A 21,592-nucleotide genomic window follows, 5' to 3' on the forward strand; every position below is an offset into this window, starting at 1 on the left:
TCCCTCCGTTTTATTCGGGGTGGGCTTCTTTCCGTATTCTGTCTATTTTAATGAAATAGACTTGGTTCTTTTGATATAGAGGGTGCTGGGTGTCACATTGGTGGAGAAAACATAGAAGAGGCGGAGGATGAAAATGAATACAGTATATTACCCCTTAACACATGCGCAAAAGCGAGTATTCTACACGGAAAGATTTTATCCAGGTACAAGTATTTCTAATTTGGGTGGATTCGCCAGATTGAGATCGGTATCAGGTTTAGATCCATCTTTGGTCGTTGACGTGCTTCAAGCGTACATTCGCCAAACTGACTCCCTTCGGTTGAGGCTGGTGTATCGACATGAGCAGGAGGAGCCTGTTCAATATATCAAGCCTTATGAAGAACAGCCGATTCGCATGGAAAAGGGCTGGGGTGAAGAAAAAGTGAGGGCTTGGGCGAATGAGCAAATCCGTGAGCCGATGCCGTTGATTGACAGCCCCTTGATTGAATTTACAGTCTTTCAAATCAGTGATCAAGAGTGCTGGCTGTTTTGTAAAGCACATCATATTGTGGCGGATGGCATCTCCATTATCTTAATGGGAAATCGCATCATCGACTTATACCAGGACATGCTGCACGGGGTAGACATCTCACCGGTTGAGGAGATTTCCTTCGTTGACCATATCATGAGTGAGCAAAGCTATGAAACTTCTAAACGATTTCAAAAAGACCAAGCTTTTTGGAATGAGCAATTTGCCAATATTCCAGATTTCGCTTCTTTAAAACCGCATAAGGGATACGAGATGAGTTTACATGCGGAGCGATTTTCAGGGGATATTCCAGATTCTTTGAAGGAGAAACTTCGTGCGTTTTGTGAGGAGCAGAAAGTCAGTATGCTCTCGATGTTTATGTCCACTGTTTATGTATATTTACATCGTTTTAGCGGCATGGGGGATGTTGTTCTTGGAACCTTTATGGGCAACCGAACAAACGCCAAAGAAAAGAAGATGATTGGTATGTTTGTTTCCACCATTCCGATGCGTGCATCTGTTCAGGGGTCGCAATCATTTCTTGATTTCGTCAAACAGGTCATGGCGGATCAAATGAAGATCTTGCGTCACCAAAAGTACCCTTACAATCTTCTCATGAATGATTTGCGAGAAAGAGAAGGGTTTACAGGACGCCTTTTTGATATTTCTTTAGAATACCAGGTCATGCAGTGGCAGAAAAAAGAGAATCTGTCTTTTATTACTGAACCGATTTTTAGCGGGAGCGGAATGAATGATATTTCCATTCATGTAAAGGACCGCTGGGATACAGATACATTGACCATTGATTTGGACTACCGTACAGATGTATTCACCGAAGAAGAAATCAGTCAGATGTTTGATCGATTCTTAATCATACTAGAAGCGGCGGTCTCCCAGCCTGATCAACTGATCGGGAAACTCCCTTTACTTCCACCAGATGAACAAAAGGAACTGCTTCAATTATCTGAGAGAAAACCTTTTGAAAAGCCAGCTGAAAAGCCGGTTCACCATCTGTTTGATGAGACAGCCAATAAGTATGCAAAGCGAACAGCTGTTGTAGCAGAAAATGGAGCATTTACTTATGGAGAACTGTTTCAAAAGGCAGAAAAGCTGGCGCGTTTTTTACAAATGAAAGGTGTCTCGCGTGATGTGCCTGTTGCTGTTCTAATGGATCGAAAGGCAGAGGCTATGGTGGCGATCTTCGGCATATTAAAGGCTGGCGGGGCGTATGTACCGATTGATCCGGCATTACCTGAGGAGCGTATTCAATATATTGTGGAGGATTCTGGTGCTTCCATTGTGTTAACAGAGGAATCGTTCGTTTCAACATACCGTGCTCTCTCGGAAAAAATGGTCGTGCAGCAGCAAATCGCATTAGATGATGAACTGTTGCCTCAGCTTGTAGATCAGTCGGTACCAGAGGATTTGGCTTATATGATTTATACATCGGGGACGACTGGAAAGCCGAAGGGCGTCATGATTGAGCATCTTCAGCTGCATCATTTGGTCCATGCCTTGCATCATGAGATTTATGAAGAGGCGAGTGAGCTTCAAATGGCGCTTCTTGCACCATTCCATTTTGATGCATCGGTGAAACAAATCTTTGCTGCGCTATTATTTGGGCATACGCTTCATATCATCCCGCGAGAAACAACGAGAAATGGTGTTCAATTAGCGGCTTATTATAAAAAACATCAAATTGAGGCAGCGGACGGAACACCGGCGCATGTGCAGCTTTTACTTGCAGCGGAATTAGATGGGCTGTCCTTGAGGCATATGTTAGTTGGGGGAGAAGCATTGCCTGCGAAAGCAGCATATTCTCTTATCGAAGCGGTTCGGATGAGTGAGCCTGATTTTACTTTGTGGAATGTGTATGGTCCGACTGAGACGTGTGTCGATGCGGCGGTTCATCGCCTAGAACTAAGTGAGCTGCGCGAATCCTCTGAACAGCAGCGTTATGTGTCAATCGGAAAGCCGCTCGGTCATCACCGTCTTTACATTTTAAATGACCATGATCAATTACAGGTACAGGGGGCTGCTGGAGAACTGTGCGTTGCAGGGATAGGTGTTGGACGAGGCTATGTGAATCAGCCTGAATTGACGGAGAAAGTATTTACGGCAGATCCATTTTCTCCAGATGAGCAGATGTATCGAACAGGGGATCTAGTCAGATGGCTTCCTGATGGCACAATTGATTATCTTGGCAGAATGGATGATCAAGTGAAAATAAGGGGTTACCGCATAGAAACAGGCGAAATTGAAGCAGTGATGGAGCAGGTAGATGGAGTGGATCAAGCTGTCGTACTTGTTGTCGAAGAAGCGGACGGGGGAAAGGCGTTAAGTGCTTACTATCAAGCTCGTCATGAAAATGTGTCAGTTGACATACTTCAAGCCGCTATCAAACATCAGCTACCAGCTTACATGATGCCGCTCTATTTCAAAGAGCTCGATGCATTTCCACTCACAGTCAGCGGCAAAGTTGATCGTCGTGCGCTTGCTGCCTTAAAAGGTGATAAAGCCGTTCAAGCTGTTTATGCTGCGCCTAGAAACGGTCTCGAAACGAAGCTTGTACGTTTGTGGGAAGAAATTCTTGGTCAAGAGAAGATTGGTATATATGATTCCTTCTTCGAACGAGGGGGGCATTCACTGAAAGCAATGACTGTACTCACACATGTGCAGCGAGATTTTCAGGTGGAGGTGCCGCTGTCCGTTTTATTTGAACAGCAGACCATTGCCGCTTTGGCTGCCTACATTGAGCAAGCGGAAACATCTTCTGAAACGGTGATACCTAAAGCACCTGCCTTAGACCATTACCCATTGTCACCTCCACAGCAGCGCGTTTATATGGTGAGTCAATTAGAGCAAAGCACTGCATACCATATGCCAGCTGTTGTGAGGTTAAAAGGAACGCTGCATCAAGAGAAGCTGACGGAAGCCTTTGAAAAACTCATCACACGTCATGATATGCTGCGTACGTCTTTTCATACGTTGAAAGGTGTTCCGCGTCAACGGGTAGCTCCATCCGTGCCTTTTCAAATAGAGCAGCTAACAGGCGGTACGATGGAAGAAAATATGCAGCAATTTGTCAGACCCTTTGACCTTGGGTGTGCACCACTTCTTCGCATTGGCCTGAAGTCATTAGATGATCAGGAGCACCTGCTCTTTTTCGATATGCATCACCTGATCTCAGATGGTCTTTCGATTGATTTGATGCTGCGTGAGCTGTCAGATGCTTACGAGGGATCGGTCAAAGACCCATTGAAGCTTCAATATCAGGACTATGCTGTTTGGCAAGAACAACAAGATTTTCAAAAAGAAGAAGCATTCTGGCTGCAGGAATTTTCGGGTGATCTTCCTGCTTTACAGCTGCTGACCGATTATCAGCGCCCAGCGGTCCAGTCGTTTGCAGGGGATCGTGTGATCAAAGAAATCAATGAAACGTTAAAGCGGCAATTACAGGAGCTAGCGGCAAAACACCATACGACACTGTATACGGTTCTGCTTTCTGCTTACTATACATTGCTTGCGAAGTACACGGGTCAAAAGGAATTCGTGGTTGGAACACCGGCGGCGGGGCGTGTGCATGCAGACTTGGATGACATGATTGGCATGTTTGTCCAGACACTTGCTTTGCGGTCCGAGGTTGATCCGAATGGAACCATGTCGCAGTTGATCGAGCAAGTGAAGGAAAAGACGATGCATGCATTTGAGCATCAGCAATATCCATTTGAACGACTGCTTGAAAAACTGAATGTGCCAAGGGATTTTAGCCGTCATCCATTATTCGATACCGTTTTTACACTCATGCCAGATCATGAATCAGCCCAGCATATAGGAGAAATGCAAGTTGAAATCGAAGAAACCAATTTCCATATTGCAAAGTTTGATTTAACGCTGCAAGCGATGGAGTCAGATCAAGGGTTATCCTTTGTCCTCGATTACAGTACGGCGCTATTTAAACGAAGTACAGCCGAGCAGATGCTTCATCATTATATGTATTTGCTGAAGCAGATGGTTCAAGCGCCGGAGGAGGCAATTCGATCTTATCGATTACTGTCTGAACAAGAAGCAGAAGCTCAACTGAATCTGTGGAATCCGTTACCGACGCCTTATCCGTCAGAAGAAACCATTGTGACGCAGTTTGAAGCACAGGTGCAGGCGCACGGTCATAAGTCTGCCCTCCAATGTGAAGGTGTGATTCTTTCTTACCAAGAACTAAATGACCGTGTGAATCAGCTGGCTCATTATTTACGTGAACATGGGTTTGAAAGAGGGATGAAAGCAGCCTTATTCTTTGAACGGTCTAATGAGATGGTACTCTCTGTTCTAGCTGTACTTAAGGCGGGCGGCGTCTATGTACCAATTGATCCTGATTTCCCTGATGAACGCGTGAAGCACTTTTTAACAGACAGCGGTGCACAATTCTTACTGACACATCAAGTGCTGCGCCATCGTTTGGTGCTTGCTTCTTTCGAGGGAACCATCATCGAAACAGAAGATCGTGGAATTGTTCAGCAATCAGACAGCAATATAGACATTCGGGTATTGCCAGAGGATTTGGCGAATTTGACCTATACATCTGGTACAACTGGAAAACCTAAAGGAAATATGGTGACACACCGGAACATTTTGAGAACAGTGAAGCAATCAAATTATCTTGCCATTCATCATGAAGACACGGTGATGAGCCTATCAAACTATGTATTTGATGCATTTATGTTCGATGTGTTTGGTGCTTTATTAAACGGTGCGAAACTGATTGTTCTGCCAAAGGATCATATCTTAAACATGAATGAGCTTTCTGGAGCGATTGAGAAGGAGAAAGTCAGTATTTTAATGATCACGACAGCTCTTTTTCACTTACTTATCGATATGAAAAAAGACAGCCTAAAGAACGTCAGAAAAGTTCTATTTGGCGGAGAACGTGCTTCCGTACCTCATGTCATGACTGCACTTGAAACGGTAGGGGAAGGCAAGCTTGTTCATATGTACGGTCCTTCTGAAAGTACGATTTTCACTACGTATTATCCAGTGAATCACATTGAGGAGCAGGCGTTATCCATTCCAATCGGAAAGCCAGTGAGTCAAACGGCTGTTTATATTGTAGATGAATTTGGACAGCTGCAACCGCCAGGTGTAGCAGGAGAGCTATGTGTCGCTGGTGATGGACTGGTAAAAGGATATTATGGGCAGCCAAAACTCACAAGTGAAAAATTCGTGGAAAATCCATTCTGCCCTGGTGAGGTCATGTATAAAACGGGTGATCTTGCCCGCTGGCTGTCAAATGGAGAGATTGAATTCATTGGACGAATCGATCATCAAGTGAAGATTCGTGGTCAGCGTATTGAACTTGGAGAAATTGAGCATCAGCTGCTGCGCCATCCGCAATTAAAGGAAGCCGTCGTCATTGCAGCCCCAAATGACACATTATGTGCATATTTTACAGCCGAAGGATCCGTCTCATTAACTGATTTGCGCGAGCAAGCAGGACGTGAACTGCCTGTGTATATGATGCCGTCATTCTTCATGCAATTAGACGAGCTTCCGCTTACGAATAACGGCAAGGTAGATAGGCGAGCGTTGCCGGTGCCTGACCTAAGTGAGCAGGGGATAAATGAGTATTTCCCTCCTCAAACCGAAACAGAGCATCACGTAGCGCGCATTTGGGAGGAAGTTCTTGAAGTGCCGCGAATCGGCAGGAACGATCATTTCTTTGAATGCGGCGGCCATTCGCTACGCGGCATGAAAATGCTGAACAAGCTGTATGAAGAGATGCATGTGGAGCTCACTTTGAAGTCTTTATTTGAATCCCCGACATTAGAGGCGTTTGCCTTGGCGGTTGATCAAGCGGATCAAACGGAGATCAAGCGAGTGGATATCGCAGAAGAAGCGGCCTATTATCCAGTGACATCTGCTCAGAAAAGACTGTTTGTATTGGAGAAAATGACCGATGCGGAGCAAAGCTATCATATGCCGGCTGCTTTAAAGCTAGAAGGTGCTTTTGATGAAAAACGATTTAAAAAAGCGATTGAACAGCTTGTCCATCGTCATGAAGCATTCCGAACGAGCTTTGATTTTGTTCAGAATGAACCTGTTCAACGGATTGAACCAAACATCTCCGTAGACATTGAGACAATCGAAGGGAACGGAAGAGACATACAGGAATTGATGAATGATTTTATCCGTCCTTTTGATATAGAAAAGGCGCCTCTACTCAGAGTAGGTCTAGTTTCTGCTTCCGTAAATGTCCATTATTTACTGATTGATATGCATCATATCATTTCAGATGGTGCATCTGTGGGCATTTTAATTGAAGAGCTTTCAGCCTTGTATCGAGGAGACAAGCTAGAGGAATTACCTGTTCAATATAAGGATTATGCGGTTTGGTCAAAAAGCGAGACGTTTGCTGCACAAAAAAGAGCTGAAGAGGCGTTTTGGCTGGAGCAATTAGAAGGAGAACTGCCTGTACTGGCACTCCCAGAAGATCTGCCAAGACCAAAAGTGCAAACATTCGCAGGAGATCGTGTCTCATTTACAATCAATGGGCCGCTTAAAGCGAAATTGGATGAGCTGGTCAGAGCACTCAACAGTACGACGTATACAGTGCTACTCACTTGCTACAGTACCCTTTTAAGCAAGCTATCAAGACAAGAAGATATCATCATCGGTTCGCCGATTGTAGGCAGAACTCATCCTGATATTCAATCTGTCATTGGTATGTTTGTGAACACGCTGGCACTTAGAACAAAGCCAGCAGGACATCTGACAGCCGCAGAATTTGCGTCAAATGTTCATCAGCTTGTGTTAGAGGCAAATGAGCATCAGTTGTACCCATTTGAAGAATTGGTAGACCGAGTACAAGCGGTTCGAGACACTAGCCGTCATCCAATCTTTGATGTGGTGTTCTCGATGGAAAATGCGGATATCCGTAATTTAACGATGGATGGACTTCATATTGTTCCGGAGCCATTCGAAGAGAATATCGCCAAATTTGATTTGACCTTAACTGGAAACGAATCGGCTGATCACATTGAGCTTGTGTTCGATTTTAATACTTCTATCTTTCAACAGTCGTCGATTGAAAAGTGGAAGGAGTTTTTCCTTCATTTATTAGAACAAATGGTATCAGCGCCAGAACAATCGCTAGATCAAATGCAGCTATTATCACCGAAGCAGCAGCAAAAAATGCTCAACGAATGGTCAGGTCCTGTCCTAGACGTTCCGTCAGATCAAACGGTTCATGAACTGATCGAGGCTAAGGCATTTGAAGCACCTCATCAAAAAGCGGCGACCTTCTGCGGAACGAGCTGGACGTATGAAGAGCTGAACAATCGGGCGAATAGAGTCGCTTCAAGACTTATCTCAAGGGGCATAAAACGAGGAGATCGTGTCGGTATTCTGACTCGCCCGTCCCTTGATATGACGGCAGCCGTCCTTGGCGTCCTGAAGTCAGGTGCGGCATTCGTTCCAATTGATGCGGATTATCCGGATCAGCGTATTGCCTACATGCTGGAAGACTGCGGGGCAGAGGTGCTTCTCATGCAAAAAGGATTAACTGCACCAACTTCCTTTGCAGGTCATGTCCTGTTGATAGAGGATGCGTTAGAAGGCGAAGCGCAAGAAATTCAGGTTCATGTCAAACCAACAGATCTCGCCTATATGATTTACACATCTGGAACGACAGGACAGCCGAAAGGTGTCATGGTTGAGCACCATTCTCTTGTCAATCTTGCGTTCTGGCACAATGATGCCTTCCAAGTGACAAACGCGGACCGAACCGCCAAATATGCCGGCTTTGGCTTTGATGCCTCTATTTGGGAAATGTTCCCGACATGGATTGCCGGCGCAGAGCTGCACATCATTGATGAAGCGATTCGTCTCGATATGATCAAGCTCAATGCGTATTTCAATGACGAAAATATCACCATTGCATTCCTGCCAACTCAGCTATGCGAGCAGTTTATGTCGATGGACAATCACTCCTTGCGTTACTTACTAACAGGAGGAGACAAGCTGAAACAGGTAAAACCAGTTCCATATCAACTCGTTAATAACTACGGTCCGACAGAAAACACCGTCGTGGCGACAAGCGGGATCATCGATCCAGATCAAGGCACGCTTCCGATTGGAACAGCGATTGCCAATACCCGTTTTTACATTATGGGTTCGTTATATGACCTCTCGCCGCCAGGCGTACCGGGTGAGCTTGTGATCGCAGGAAAAGGACTGGCAAGAGGGTACTGGAATCTTCCAGAGGAAACCAACAAACGATTTGTCCCAGATCCATTTTATTTAGGTGAGCGCATGTACCTGACAGGCGATTTAGTGAAATGGACAGAGGATGGCGAGCTGATTTATCTCGGCAGAAAAGATCATCAGGTCAACATCCGCGGCTTCCGGATTGAGCTGTCAGAAATTGAAGCTCAGCTTCTTGAACTGAATTCAGTCAAAGAAGCAGTCGTGACAACGGTCAAAGATGCCAGTGAACAGGATGCCCTTGCCGCATATGTCATCACGGAGAATGAAACAGAAGACTTAAAAGAAAGCTTAAAACGCACGTTGCCAGACTATATGGTGCCTTCTTGGATCATTAAGCTTGACCAACTGCCGATGACGGCAAATGGCAAAGTCGATCTAAAAGCATTGCCAGCACCTGATATGGAAGCGAACCAAACAGCATACGAAGCGCCAAGAGACGAAGTGGAAACACTACTATGCGGCATTTGGGAAGACGTGCTTGGCGTCAGCCAAGTCGGCATTCACGATCACTTCTTCTTCCTTGGCGGAGACTCGATTAAAGGCATTCAAATGGCAAGCAGGCTCACACAAGCGGGCTGGAAGCTTGATATGAAGCTATTATTTCAGTACCCAACCATTGCCGAGCTGCGCCCATATATCGAAGAAGCTGATCAACTGACAGCCGACCAATCACCTGTCGAAGGAGAAGTTATTTTCACACCAATTCAGCGCTGGTTCTTTGAACGGAACTTTACGAATCAGCACCATTGGAACCAATCGGTTATGCTCCAAGCGCCAAATGGCTTGGATGAAACCATCGTTCAGCAAGTGTTGGAGCAGCTCATGATCCATCATGATGCATTGCGAATGGTGTATCCGCTTGAAGAAGGACGCGTAATCCAGCGTCATCGAAAAATCGAAGAAAATTTGGTGGCTGTTGATGTGGTAGAAGTACAAGGGGAACTGTCGCAGCAAATCCAGCAGGTAGAAAACCTGGCAAATGAAGTGCAGGCGAGTATATCGCTAGCGGAAGGACCTTTAGTAAAGCCAGCCATTTTCCGAACGGATCAAGGGGATCATTTACTGCTCGCTGTACATCATCTTGTCATCGATGGTGTGTCATGGCGTATTTTCCTTGAAGATTTTATGGCTCTTTATGAACAGTCGAAGCGCGGGGAAATCCTGACACTTCCTGAAAAAACACACTCTTTCCAAGAATATGCCCAGAAGCTTACGGAATACGCGATGTCAGATGAGTTGCTGTCGGAAAGAGCTTATTGGAAAAAGGTACTTGCGCATTCTGTTACACCGCTTCAAAAGGATCATGTGACGGAGGATCAGCGGATGCTTCATACACAGACCATTCGTTTTACATTGTCTGAGGAGGAAACGCGCAGTCTGCTGACAGATGTACATGAAGCATATCAAACAGACATCAATGATATTTTGCTGACAGCACTCGGATTGTCCATGAAAGAGTGGACTGGTGAAGACAGACACTTTATTCATCTTGAAGGACACGGAAGAGAGAACATCCTCCCTGCGGTCAATGTATCACGGACGATTGGCTGGTTTACAAGTATGTATCCTGTGTTACTGGATATGTCGCATGCAGACGATCTTTCTTATCAGATCAAGCATTTAAAAGAGGAACTCAGGCACATCCCGAACAAGGGAGTCGGCTATGGCATATTAAAATATTTAACCCCTGACAAGATGAAGGACGATATCTCATTTGAGCTCGCGCCACATATCAGCTTTAACTATCTTGGTCAGTTTGATGAACAGATCAGCGGTGAGTTAAGCCGCTCAACGTGGCATCCAGGACAATCGCTGAGTCCTGAATCAGAGAAACCTCATGCAATTGATATTGTTGGTTTCGTCGAACAAGCCATGCTCCATGTGACGATTTCTTATCATCATCTTGAATTTGAAGAACGTACGATGGAACAATTCAAGGACCTTCTTGAAAAGAATGTGAAGGCGCTGATCTCACATTGCGTATCACAGGAGGAAACCCAGATGACACCTAGTGATGTAGGGGATGAAGATCTCACGATGGATGAACTTGAAAAGCTAATGGATATATTTTAAGCAAACGAAGAGGTGGACATATGAGCAAGCAGAAGATTCAAAAGGTATATCCTTTAACACCCATGCAGGATGGCATGCTGTATCATGCCATGCTAGACCCTAATTCCTCCTCTTATTTCACACAGCTTGAGCTTGGAATAAGCGGAGAATTTGATCACGCTCTTTTTGAAAAAAGTCTCAATGAGCTCATACGGACATATGACATTCTCCGTACAGCCTTTGTTTATCAACAATTACAAAAGCCTCGTCAGGTTGTACTTGCTGAACGTCATCTCGATGTGTATCGAGAGGATCTATCACATTTGAATCATCAAGAGCAGCAAAAGGTATTGGATCAATATAAAAAACAAGTGAGAAAGCAAGGATTTCATTTAACAAATGATCTGTTATTGAAGGTCGCTGTTTTTCAACTAAATGAAACAAATTGGCATCTAATTTGGAGCAACCATCACATCATCATGGATGGTTGGTCCATGGGTGTTTTAATGAAAAAACTGTTTCATTACTATGAATCTTTTCGGAACGGTCGAACGCCGGATCGCTCACAGGGTAAGCCTTATGCAGATTATATCCAGTGGCTTGGAAAGCAAAATAAACAAGAAGCGGAAAGCTATTGGCAGAAGCGTCTAGATGGAGCGGTTCAGCATCAAGGGCTGCTGCAGCAAAAAGAAGCGAACGGACAATACGACCATCAGGAATGGACGTTTACATGGGATGCTCAAACGGTACAAGCCATTCAAAATGTAGCAAGACAATGCCAAGTGACAGCCCCGAACCTGTTTCAGGCTGTCTGGTCTGTTCTTTTAGGCACCTATCATGCAGCTGATGATGTCACATTCGGCACCGTTGTATCGGGCAGACCTCCAAGTGTATCTGGAATTGAGCGCATGGCAGGGCTGTTTATCAATACGATACCCGTTCGAGTGACATTAGATCAGAAACAGACGTTTAAACAGCTGTTTCAAAAGGTTCAGCAGCATGCACTGGAAGCGGAAAACTATGATTTTATGCCGCTTTATGACATTCAGCAGAAGACAGCTGCTGGAGGGCAGCTCTTTGATCATTTGGTTGGGTTTGAGAACTATCCTTTAGATCAGGAGCTGTCTGGTGACACCATGTCTGCACGTCTTGGTTTTTCCATTGATGTAAAGGACGGATTTGAACAAACGAATTTTGACCTAAATATCCTTGTGTATCCAGGTGAAACATGGACATTGAAAATCAAATACAACGCCATAGCTTTTGAAGAAAAGATCATTGAAAACATATCGAAACATCTAACCAATCTCATGAAGCAAATCATCCAAAACCCTGAAGTACGCCTTCAGGACGTGACGTGTATCACGGAAGAGGAGAAGCAGCAGATCAAAGCGTGGAATCAGACGGAGCGAGATTATCCGAAGCATCTGTCTATTCCTGAGCTGCTCAATGAACGTGTGAAGGCGCAGCCTGACCATCTGGCATTAGTTGAAGGCGATCAAACATTCACGTACGAGGAGCTCGGACAAGAAATCAGTCGTTTAGCTGGCAGTCTTATTGAGAAAGGCGTACAGCCAGGAGATGCTGTTGCAGTGTATATGAACCGATCAGCTGATGCGGTGATTGCCATTTTAGCAGTTCTGCACGCAGGGGCAGCTTATGTGCCGATTGATCCTTCGCAGCCTGAAGAAAGAATCCGATTTATGCTTGAGGACAGTGGCGTATCTATTTTGCTTCATGCTGATAGTCAGCCGCCAGTTGATGAACAGATCAAGGCTGTACATGTGACGAGTCAGCCTCATCACTCACACATGGATGTATCAGTCCAGACGTCTCCATCTCACTTGGCGTATATCATGTATACATCGGGATCAACTGGACAGCCAAAAGGGGTTCAAATTGAGCATCAGCATATTGTGAGATTGGCTTGCTCTCAGGAGAAATTAGGCTTGAATAAGTCGGATCGTATGGCTCATACAGGGGCCGTCAGCTTTGACGCCATTACCTTTGAAATCTTTACCACGCTGCTGGGTGGGGCGACGCTGTATCCTGTTGACCGCGATACTTTATTGGATATTCATCGATTTGAACAATTTATCCAAACACATCAGATCACGACGCTCTTTTTAACGACTGGATTATTTAATCAGCTCGCTCAGCAGCGGCCACAAATGTTCAAAGGATTAACCACATTAATTACAGGCGGTGACGTGATCAATGTGAAGAGTGCGGAGCTTGTGAAACAGCATCATCCAGCACTTGTTTTGCTGAATGCCTATGGTCCAACAGAAAATACAACCATCTCGACCATTTACGAAGTAAGAGGAGATGAAACGGGTCCAATTCCAATTGGCCAGCCGATTAACCATTCGTCGGCTTATATTTTAGATGATGATCAACGATTGCAGCCAATTGGAGCGCCAGGAGAGCTGTATGTTGGCGGGGATGGTGTCGCAAGAGGGTATCTCCATCGTCCAGATTTGACCAATCAAGTATTCATGGCAAATCCTTTTAAGCCGTCAGGCCGTTTGTATCGAACAGGGGATTTGGCTCGGTATGGCGCGGATGGCCAAATCGAATTCCTCGGCCGGACAGATGATCAGGTGAAAATTCGAGGCTTCCGTATTGAGCTTGGTGAAATTGAATCAGTGCTTCAGCAAAAAGCGGGCATAGATGATGCGGTTGTGCTTGTCCATTCGTTTTCCTCAAATGAAAAGGAAATCACCGCTTACTTCACAGGGACAATGACAGAAGAAGAAGTGCGAGATTTATTTAATCAAGAGCTGCCAGCTTATATGGTGCCGCACCATGTGATGAAACTGGAGGCTTTTACGCTCACATCGAACGGCAAGGTAGATCGAAAAGCTTTACCAAAGCCGGGCGAAGCGTATCAGGAGAAAAAGGAAATCATTCCGCCTGAGACGGAGACAGAAAAGGCACTCGCTCAAATTTGGGAGGAGCTTCTTGGAAAAACGGTAGGAGTAGATGAACATTTCTTCATGGCTGGCGGGCACTCTCTTAAAGCGATGATGATGTCTGCGAAGATTCAAGAGGTGTTTCAAAAGGAAATGCCGATTCAAGTGATTTTTGAGAAGCCGACGATTCGTTCATTAGCGGCATATATCGATCAGGGTGGTCAAGAAGAAATGGGGCATCCGATTTTACCAGCAGAGCAAGCGGCCGAATATCCGGTATCACCAGCTCAGCGCCGTTTATACATTTTGCAGACACTTGAACCAGACAGCACAAATTATCATATTCCAATCGTCTTAACGCTTGAAGGAACACTCGAATATCAGCGGCTCAAATCGGCGTTCGATCAGTTGATCCAAACGCACGAAATTCTAAGAACGAGTTTTCATATGAATGGAGAAGACATTGTTCAAAGAGTGAATGAATGGACGGCATTTGACCTTCCTGTTCATGATATCAAGGAAGAAGAGGCGGAGGCATTTCTTTCTGAACATCAATCACCATTTGATTTAACAGCTGCGCCTTTATTACGAGCCCAGTTGTTGAAGGTCAGTGAAAACCGTCATCTTCTCGTCTTGGAAGCACATCATCTCATTACAGATGGCAGCTCCATGAAGACGTTCATACAAGATTTGGCGAAGGCCTATGATGGCGAAGCTCTTGCAGAAAGAGCCATTCATTATAAAGATTACGCTGTCTGGCAGTTAAGTGAAGAAGAGACGGAGAAACAGAAGGAGCATGAAGCCTATTGGCTGAAGCAATTCGAAGGAGACTTGCCAGTATTAGAGCTGCCAACTGATTTCTCGCGTCCAGCGGAACGTGATTTTTCAGGAGAACGATTCATGTTTGGCTGTGATCAAGCGACGACTCAGCGGATTCATGACCTGCTTCAGAAAACAGATACGACCATGTACATGTTCTTGTTATCTGCTTTTCAGGTGCTGCTTGCCACCTATAGCGGTCAGGAAGATATCATCGTTGGTTCCCCTTTTGCAGGACGGACACATCCTGATATACAGGACATGCCGGGGATGTTTATCAACACCGTTGCGATGCGCGGAAAACCAGAGCAAACGAAAACATTTTTACAGCTGCTTGAAGAAATAAAAGAAACGAGTGTTGATGCTTTTGCTCATCAAAGCTATCCGCTTGAAGAGTTAATTGCACGTCTTCCGTTAGATCGTGATACAACCCGAAGCCCGCTCTTTAGCGTGTCATTTAACATGCAGAACATGGAGGTTCCCGCGCTAAAGCTCGGCGACCTGCACATTTCGCCTTATGCCATACAGCATCACTCAGTCAAATTTGATTTGTCTCTAGAAGCATTTGAACGAGAGGGAGCATTAAAGCTGAGCTTTGACTATGCAGCGGCGTTATTTAAAGAAGAGACGGTCCGCAGATTCGGAACGCATCTTCTGGCGATTATTCATGAAGCGGTCCAACACCCGGAGGAACAGATCGGCTTGCTCCCTATTCTTGAACAGCATGAGCAAATAGAGCGGTTGGAGAAAAAAGACGAAGTGCAAACAAATCATCATGAGCCTTTCCACGTCCAATTTTCACGTCAGGCAAAGGAAACACCAGATGCCATTGCGGTGATGGATGATCAACGGAAGCTCACTTACGGCGAGCTGGAAGACATGTCAAATGCGCTTGGCAGTGAACTGAAGATACGTGGCGTCGAGAAAGAAAAGACTGTAGCGCTGATTCTTGATCGCTCTGTCTATGTCATCGTTTCAATGCTTGGTGTGATGAAAGCAGGAGGTGCATTTGTGCCAATTGATCCGGCCTTCCCTGCGGAACGTATCAATTACACGTTAGAAGATTCAGGTGCACAAGTGATCGTAACAAATGAGTCTCTTGCAGGGTCCTATCAACATCACAAGTCGATTCAGGTCGTGCAGGTTGAAAAAGCAGTACTTCAAAGCCGCATGTTAGATTTACCGGAAGCATCAGCCAATCAACTTTCGTATGTGATTTACACATCTGGGACAACAGGAAAACCGAAGGGTGTTCAGCTCACGCATCGTAATCTATCACACTACGTTAACTGGCTGACAAATGAGGTGACATTGCAAGAATGCGATCGGACGGCACTTCTTTCTTCTTATGCATACGATCTTGGTTACACAAGCATTTTCCCTGTCTTAAAGGCAGGAGGAACCCTGTATGTGCCTCGTGAAGATGTGTATACAGACCCGGTACGACTCATGCGTTTAATTGATGAACAAGAGCTGACTTATATCAAAATGACACCATCCTTATTTCATATGATGGCAGATTCGGAGGATCATGCATTTAACGCTTTACGCCTTGTCATACTTGGAGGAGAACCGATTGTCTCTGAGGACGTTGAGACATTTATGGAGCAGCATCCATGTGTGGCTGTGATGAACCACTACGGCCCGACAGAGACAACCATTGGAACTGTGACCAAGCTGATCACAAAGCAAGAGCTAGGCACACTCAAGGATCGCTCTGTGATCGGGCAGCCAATTGCTCATACAAGAGCGCTCGTACTCAATCGTCAGCAGCGCCTCGTTCCTTATGGCGCACCTGGAGAGCTTTATATATCAGGGGAAGGTGTATCGAGAGGGTATTTGAATCAGCCTGAATTAACGGCAGAGCGTTTTCTAGAAAATCCGTATTTTTCTGAAGAACGGATGTATCGTACAGGAGATTTGGTCAGACAGCATGCAAATGGAGACATAGAGTTTCTCGGAAGAATAGATGATCAAGTAAAAATCCGCGGCTATCGTATTGAGAAGCAGGAAATTGAGCATGCCGCACGTGCACGATTATCCATTCAAGAGGTGTATGTCAAAGTACTTCATATGTCCCGTTTACCAGAGCTTGCACTTTATTACACGTCGCCTGAACCGATTGGAACACTGACGTTTAGAGAAAAGCTTGCGGAGACACTGCCGGATTATATGATCCCAACGTACTTTGTCAAAGTCGACCACATCCCGCTCGCGCAAAACGGAAAGGTAGATGCGAAGTCTCTGCCGCTTCCGCACGAGGTGCATATGAATCGCGCGGTGCATGTAGCACCAAAAACGGCACTTGAGCAGACACTTTGCGATATTTGGTCAGAAGTACTTGCGGTTGAACAAATAGGTGTGCATGATCACTTCTTTGAATTGGGAGGTCATTCCCTCAAAGGCATGGTGCTCATTTCAAAAATGCAAGCCAAGCTGAACAAGCATGTGCCGCTCAAAGCCCTTTTTGAAAAGCCAACGATACGCGCGATGGCAGCTTATTTAGAAGAAGTGGGTTCCTCGGACATGACATCCATTCAGCCGGCGGAGAAGCAAGATTTCTATCCTGTCTCTTCTGCTCAAAAGCGGATGTATGTGTTGCAGCAGCTGCATCCAGAAGCAGTGACTTACCATATGCCTGCCGTATTGATGATGGAAGGCAGTCTAGATGTAAAGCAGCTAGAAGAAGCGCTGCAAGCCTTGATCGAACGACATGAATCATTGCGGACAGCCTTTGTAGAAATTGACGGCGTACCCGTTCAAAAAGTGTATCGCCGAGTGCCGTTTACGTTAGAGGTTGTTGAAGTAGAGAAAGGTCATGAGCAACCTGTCATAGACGCATTCATCATCCCATTCTCATTACATCAAGCACCATTAATGAGGGCAAAGGTGGCGAAGCTTTCTGAAGAAAAATATGTGTTCATGATGGATATGCACCATATCATCGCAGATGGTGTCACACGCAGTCTGCTCATTCAAGAATTGGCAGAGCTGTATGAGAAAAAGACGTTACCGCCAGTTCAGCTGCACTACAAGGATTATGCGGTGTGGCAGCAGGAAGAAAAGCAGCAAGCGCTGCTCCAGAAACAGCGTCAATATTGGCTGGAGCAATACGCAGAGCCACCTGAAGATTTGGCACTGCCACTTGATTTTCCGCGCCCTCATGTCCAGTCATTTGAAGGAGACCGAGTCGATAGATGGTTATCTCTTGAGAAGGTGCAGACCATTAAAGCACTCATGGCTGAAAAAGGTGTAAGCATGAACATGGTCATGCAAACGGCATTTGCTATTTTCCTTTCCAAATTAACTGGGCAGACAGATATCGTCATAGGCGCTGTCACAGCAGGACGTACACATGCTTCAATCGAACGGGTTCCAGGCATGTTTGTGAATACACTGGCTCTTCGACATGAAGTGCAGCTCGAGGAAACCACAGCACAATTGCTTGAAAAAATGAAAGATCGAAGTCTATCAGCCTATGAACATCAAGAATTTCCGTTTGAGGAATTGGTAGCACAGTTAGATCTTCCGAAAGACACTAGCCGCAACCCATTGTTTAGTGTCATGCTGACAACGGATGACCGTGATATGACGTTACCGAAACTAAATGGACTCAAGCTTTCGCAAAAACAGCAAGAGACAGTTCATGCAAAATTTGATGTAACGCTCGGTATATTCGAAGAAAAGAACAAAGTGGGCTTACGCTTTGAATATGCAACGGCGCTGTTTAAAAAGAAGACCATTCAGCGTTGGAGTCGATATTATGAACAAATCATAGACGAGATGCTGGCGAAGCTAAATGAACCAATTTCATCGCTTTCGATTTTAAATGAAGAGGAAAAACAAGAGCTGATCAATGAATGGTCAGGCCCTGTGCTACATGTACCGTCAGATCAAACGGTTCATGCACTGATTGAGGCTAAGGCATACCAGACACCTCATCAAAAAGCGGCGACCTTCCGCGGAACGAGCTGGACGTATGAGGAACTGAACAATCGGGCAAATACAGTCGCTTCAAGGCTTATCTCAAACGGCATAAAAAGAGGAGACCGCGTCGGCATTCTCACCCGTCCGTCCCTTGACATGACGGCAGCCGTCCTTGGCGTCCTCAAGACAGGTGCGACATTCGTTCCAATTGATGCGGATTATCCGGATCAGCGTATTGCCTACATGCTGGAAGACTGCGGGGCAGAGGTTCTTCTCATGCAAAAAGGATTAACTGCACCAACTTCCTTTGCAGGTCATGTCCTGTTGATAGAAGATACCGTAGAAGGCGAAGCGCAAGAAATTCAGGTTCATGTCAAACCAACAGATCTCGTCTATATGATTTACACATCGGGAACGACAGGACAGCCGAAAGGTGTCATGGTCGAGCACCAGTCCCTTGTGAATCTTGCGTTCTGGCACAATGATGCCTTCCAAGTGACAAATGCGGATCGAATCGCTAAATATGCCGGCTTTGGCTTTGACGCCTCCATTTGGGAAATGTTCCCGACATGGATTGCCGGCGCAGAGCTGCACATCATTGATGAAGCGATTCGTCTCGATATGATCAAGCTCAATGCGTATTTCAATGACGAAAATATCACCATTGCATTCCTGCCGACACAGCTATGCGAGCAGTTTATGTCGATGGACAATCACTCCTTGCGTTACTTACTAACAGGCGGAGACAAGCTGAAACAGGTAAAACCAGTTCCGTATCAACTCGTGAATAACTACGGTCCGACAGAAAACACCGTCGTGGCGACAAGCGGGATCATCGATCCAGATCAAGGCACGCTTCCGATTGGAACAGCGATTGCCAATACCCGTTTTTACATTATGGGTTCGTTATATGATCTCTCGCCGCCAGGCGTACCGGGTGAGCTTGTGATCGCAGGAAAAGGACTGGCAAGAGGGTACTGGAATCTTCCAGAGGAAACCAACAAACGATTTGTCCCAGATCCATTTTATCCAGGTGAGCGCATGTACCTGACAGGCGATTTAGTGAAATGGACAGAGGATGGCGAGCTGATCTACCTCGGCAGAAAAGATCATCAGGTCAACATCCGCGGCTTCCGGATTGAGCTGTCAGAAATTGAGGCGCAGCTCCTTGCGCTGGCAGAAGTCAAAGAAGCAGTTGTGACAACGGTCAAAGATGCCAGCGAACAGGATGCCCTTGCCGCTTACGTCATCACAGATGAAGAAACGACCGACCTAAAAGAAAGTCTAACACGAACGTTGCCAGACTATATGGTACCTTCATGGATCATTAAGCTTGACCAACTGCCGATGACGGCAAATGGCAAGGTCGATCTGAAAGCATTGCCAGCACCTGATATGGAAGCGAACCAAACAGCATACGAAGCGCCAAGAGACGAAGTGGAAACACTACTATGCGGCATTTGGGAAGACGTGCTTGGCGTCAGCCAAGTCGGCATTCACGATCACTTCTTCTTCCTTGGCGGAGATTCGATTAAAGGCATTCAAATGGCAAGCAGGCTCACACAAGCGGGCTGGAAGCTTGATATGAAGCTATTATTCCAGTACCCAACCATTGCCGAGCTGCGCCCATATATCGAAGAAGCTGATCAACTGACAGCCGACCAATCATCGGTTGAAGGGGAAGTCATGTTGATTCCAATTCAACGCTGGTTCTTTGAACGAACATTCACTGACCAGCATCATTGGAATCTCTCGATGATGCTTCATGCGCCAAATGGATTTGACCTTTTGATGACAGAACAAGTGATGCAGAAATTACTTTCACATCATGATGCACTGCGCATGGTATACAGGCAAGAGGATGGCGGCATCCTGCAATACAATCAGCGGGAGCTCACTGAACCGATTGCGGTTATTTCTCATGATGTCTCTAAAGAGCACGACGTGAAAAAAGCCATTTCCACCTATGCCAACGAGTATCAGCGTCAGCTGAACCTCGAAACAGGTCCGCTCATGAAAGTGATCTGTTTCCGTGCAAAAGATGGCGATCACTTACTTATCGTGACACACCATCTTGTGATTGATGGTGTCTCATGCCGAATTTTACTAGAGGACTTTATGTCTCTTTATCAACAGGCAGCCCAAGGACAAACGCTCGTCCTACCGCCTAAAACCCACTCCTTTAAAGAATGGGCAGAGGCGATCGAACGATACGCACAGTCCAAGCCGTTAAAAAGCCAAAGTGAGTACTGGAATGAGATTGACAGGACGCCAATGACCACTTTACCTGTTGATCATGAAGTAACGAAAAGAAAAGTTGCTCAAACAAAAGCAGTACAGATGCAGCTTTCAGAGTCTGAAACCGAGCATCTTTTAACAGACATTCATCTACCGTACACAACGGAAATGAACGATATTCTTCTATGTGCGCTCGGTCTTGCCGTTCAGGAGTGGACAGGTGAATCCCATGTACATGTGCAGCTTGAAGGTCATGGAAGAGAGGATATTTTATCAGGGCTGGATGTCTCCCGCACGGTTGGATGGTTTACGAGTATGTACCCAGTCGTACTGAAAGCAAAGCCGGATCAGACCGTAGCTGAGGCTATTAAAGGAACGAAAGAGATGCTGCGGCGTGTCCCGAATAAAGGGATCGGCTACGGGATTTTAAAATACCTCACAGCCACTGAATCGTCAGGACAGCATGTACAACCTGAAATCAGCTTGAACTATCTGGGGCAGATTGATCAAGAAGTGACGACAGAACTCTTTAGACCGTCCGCCTATGATATGGGACGACAAGCAAGCCCTGATTCAGAAGCTGTCTATAAGCTGAATCTCAGTGGTCTTGTTCAACATAATCGATTCATGATGTCGTGTTCCTATTGTACAGATGAATATGAAGAACAAACGATACAGCAGTTCATGGCATTGCTAAAAGAAAAAATCCAATCCATCATGACTCATTGTTTAGCGCAGCACGAACGAGAATTTACGCCAAGTGATTTCTCTGCTGGTGACCTTGAAATGGATGAAATGGACGATATATTTGACATGCTTGAGGAGAAATTGACCTAACAACATGAGATCAGTCATAAAAACGGGAAGGGAGGAT

Annotated in this window: 2 protein-coding genes; both read left to right on the forward strand. The window is 45.6% G+C overall.

What is annotated here, in order from left to right:
• Positions 1-133 precede the first annotated feature (133 nt).
• Positions 134-10,840: a non-ribosomal peptide synthetase gene (locus tag NSS78_RS02025; RefSeq protein ID WP_327840401.1), complete on the forward strand. Its 10,707-nt coding sequence runs from the start codon at positions 134-136 to the stop codon at positions 10,838-10,840.
• 20 nt (positions 10,841-10,860) lie between these two features.
• Entirely contained in the window at positions 10,861-21,555 is a 10,695-nt protein-coding gene (locus tag NSS78_RS02030; RefSeq protein WP_327840403.1) for a non-ribosomal peptide synthetase, read from the forward strand.
• Positions 21,556-21,592: the final 37 nt, after the last annotated feature.

The sequence above is a fragment of the Bacillus sp. FSL W8-0920 genome (genome assembly GCF_038593215.1).
GTDB classification, from domain to species: Bacteria; Bacillota; Bacilli; order Bacillales; family Bacillaceae; genus Bacillus; species Bacillus pumilus.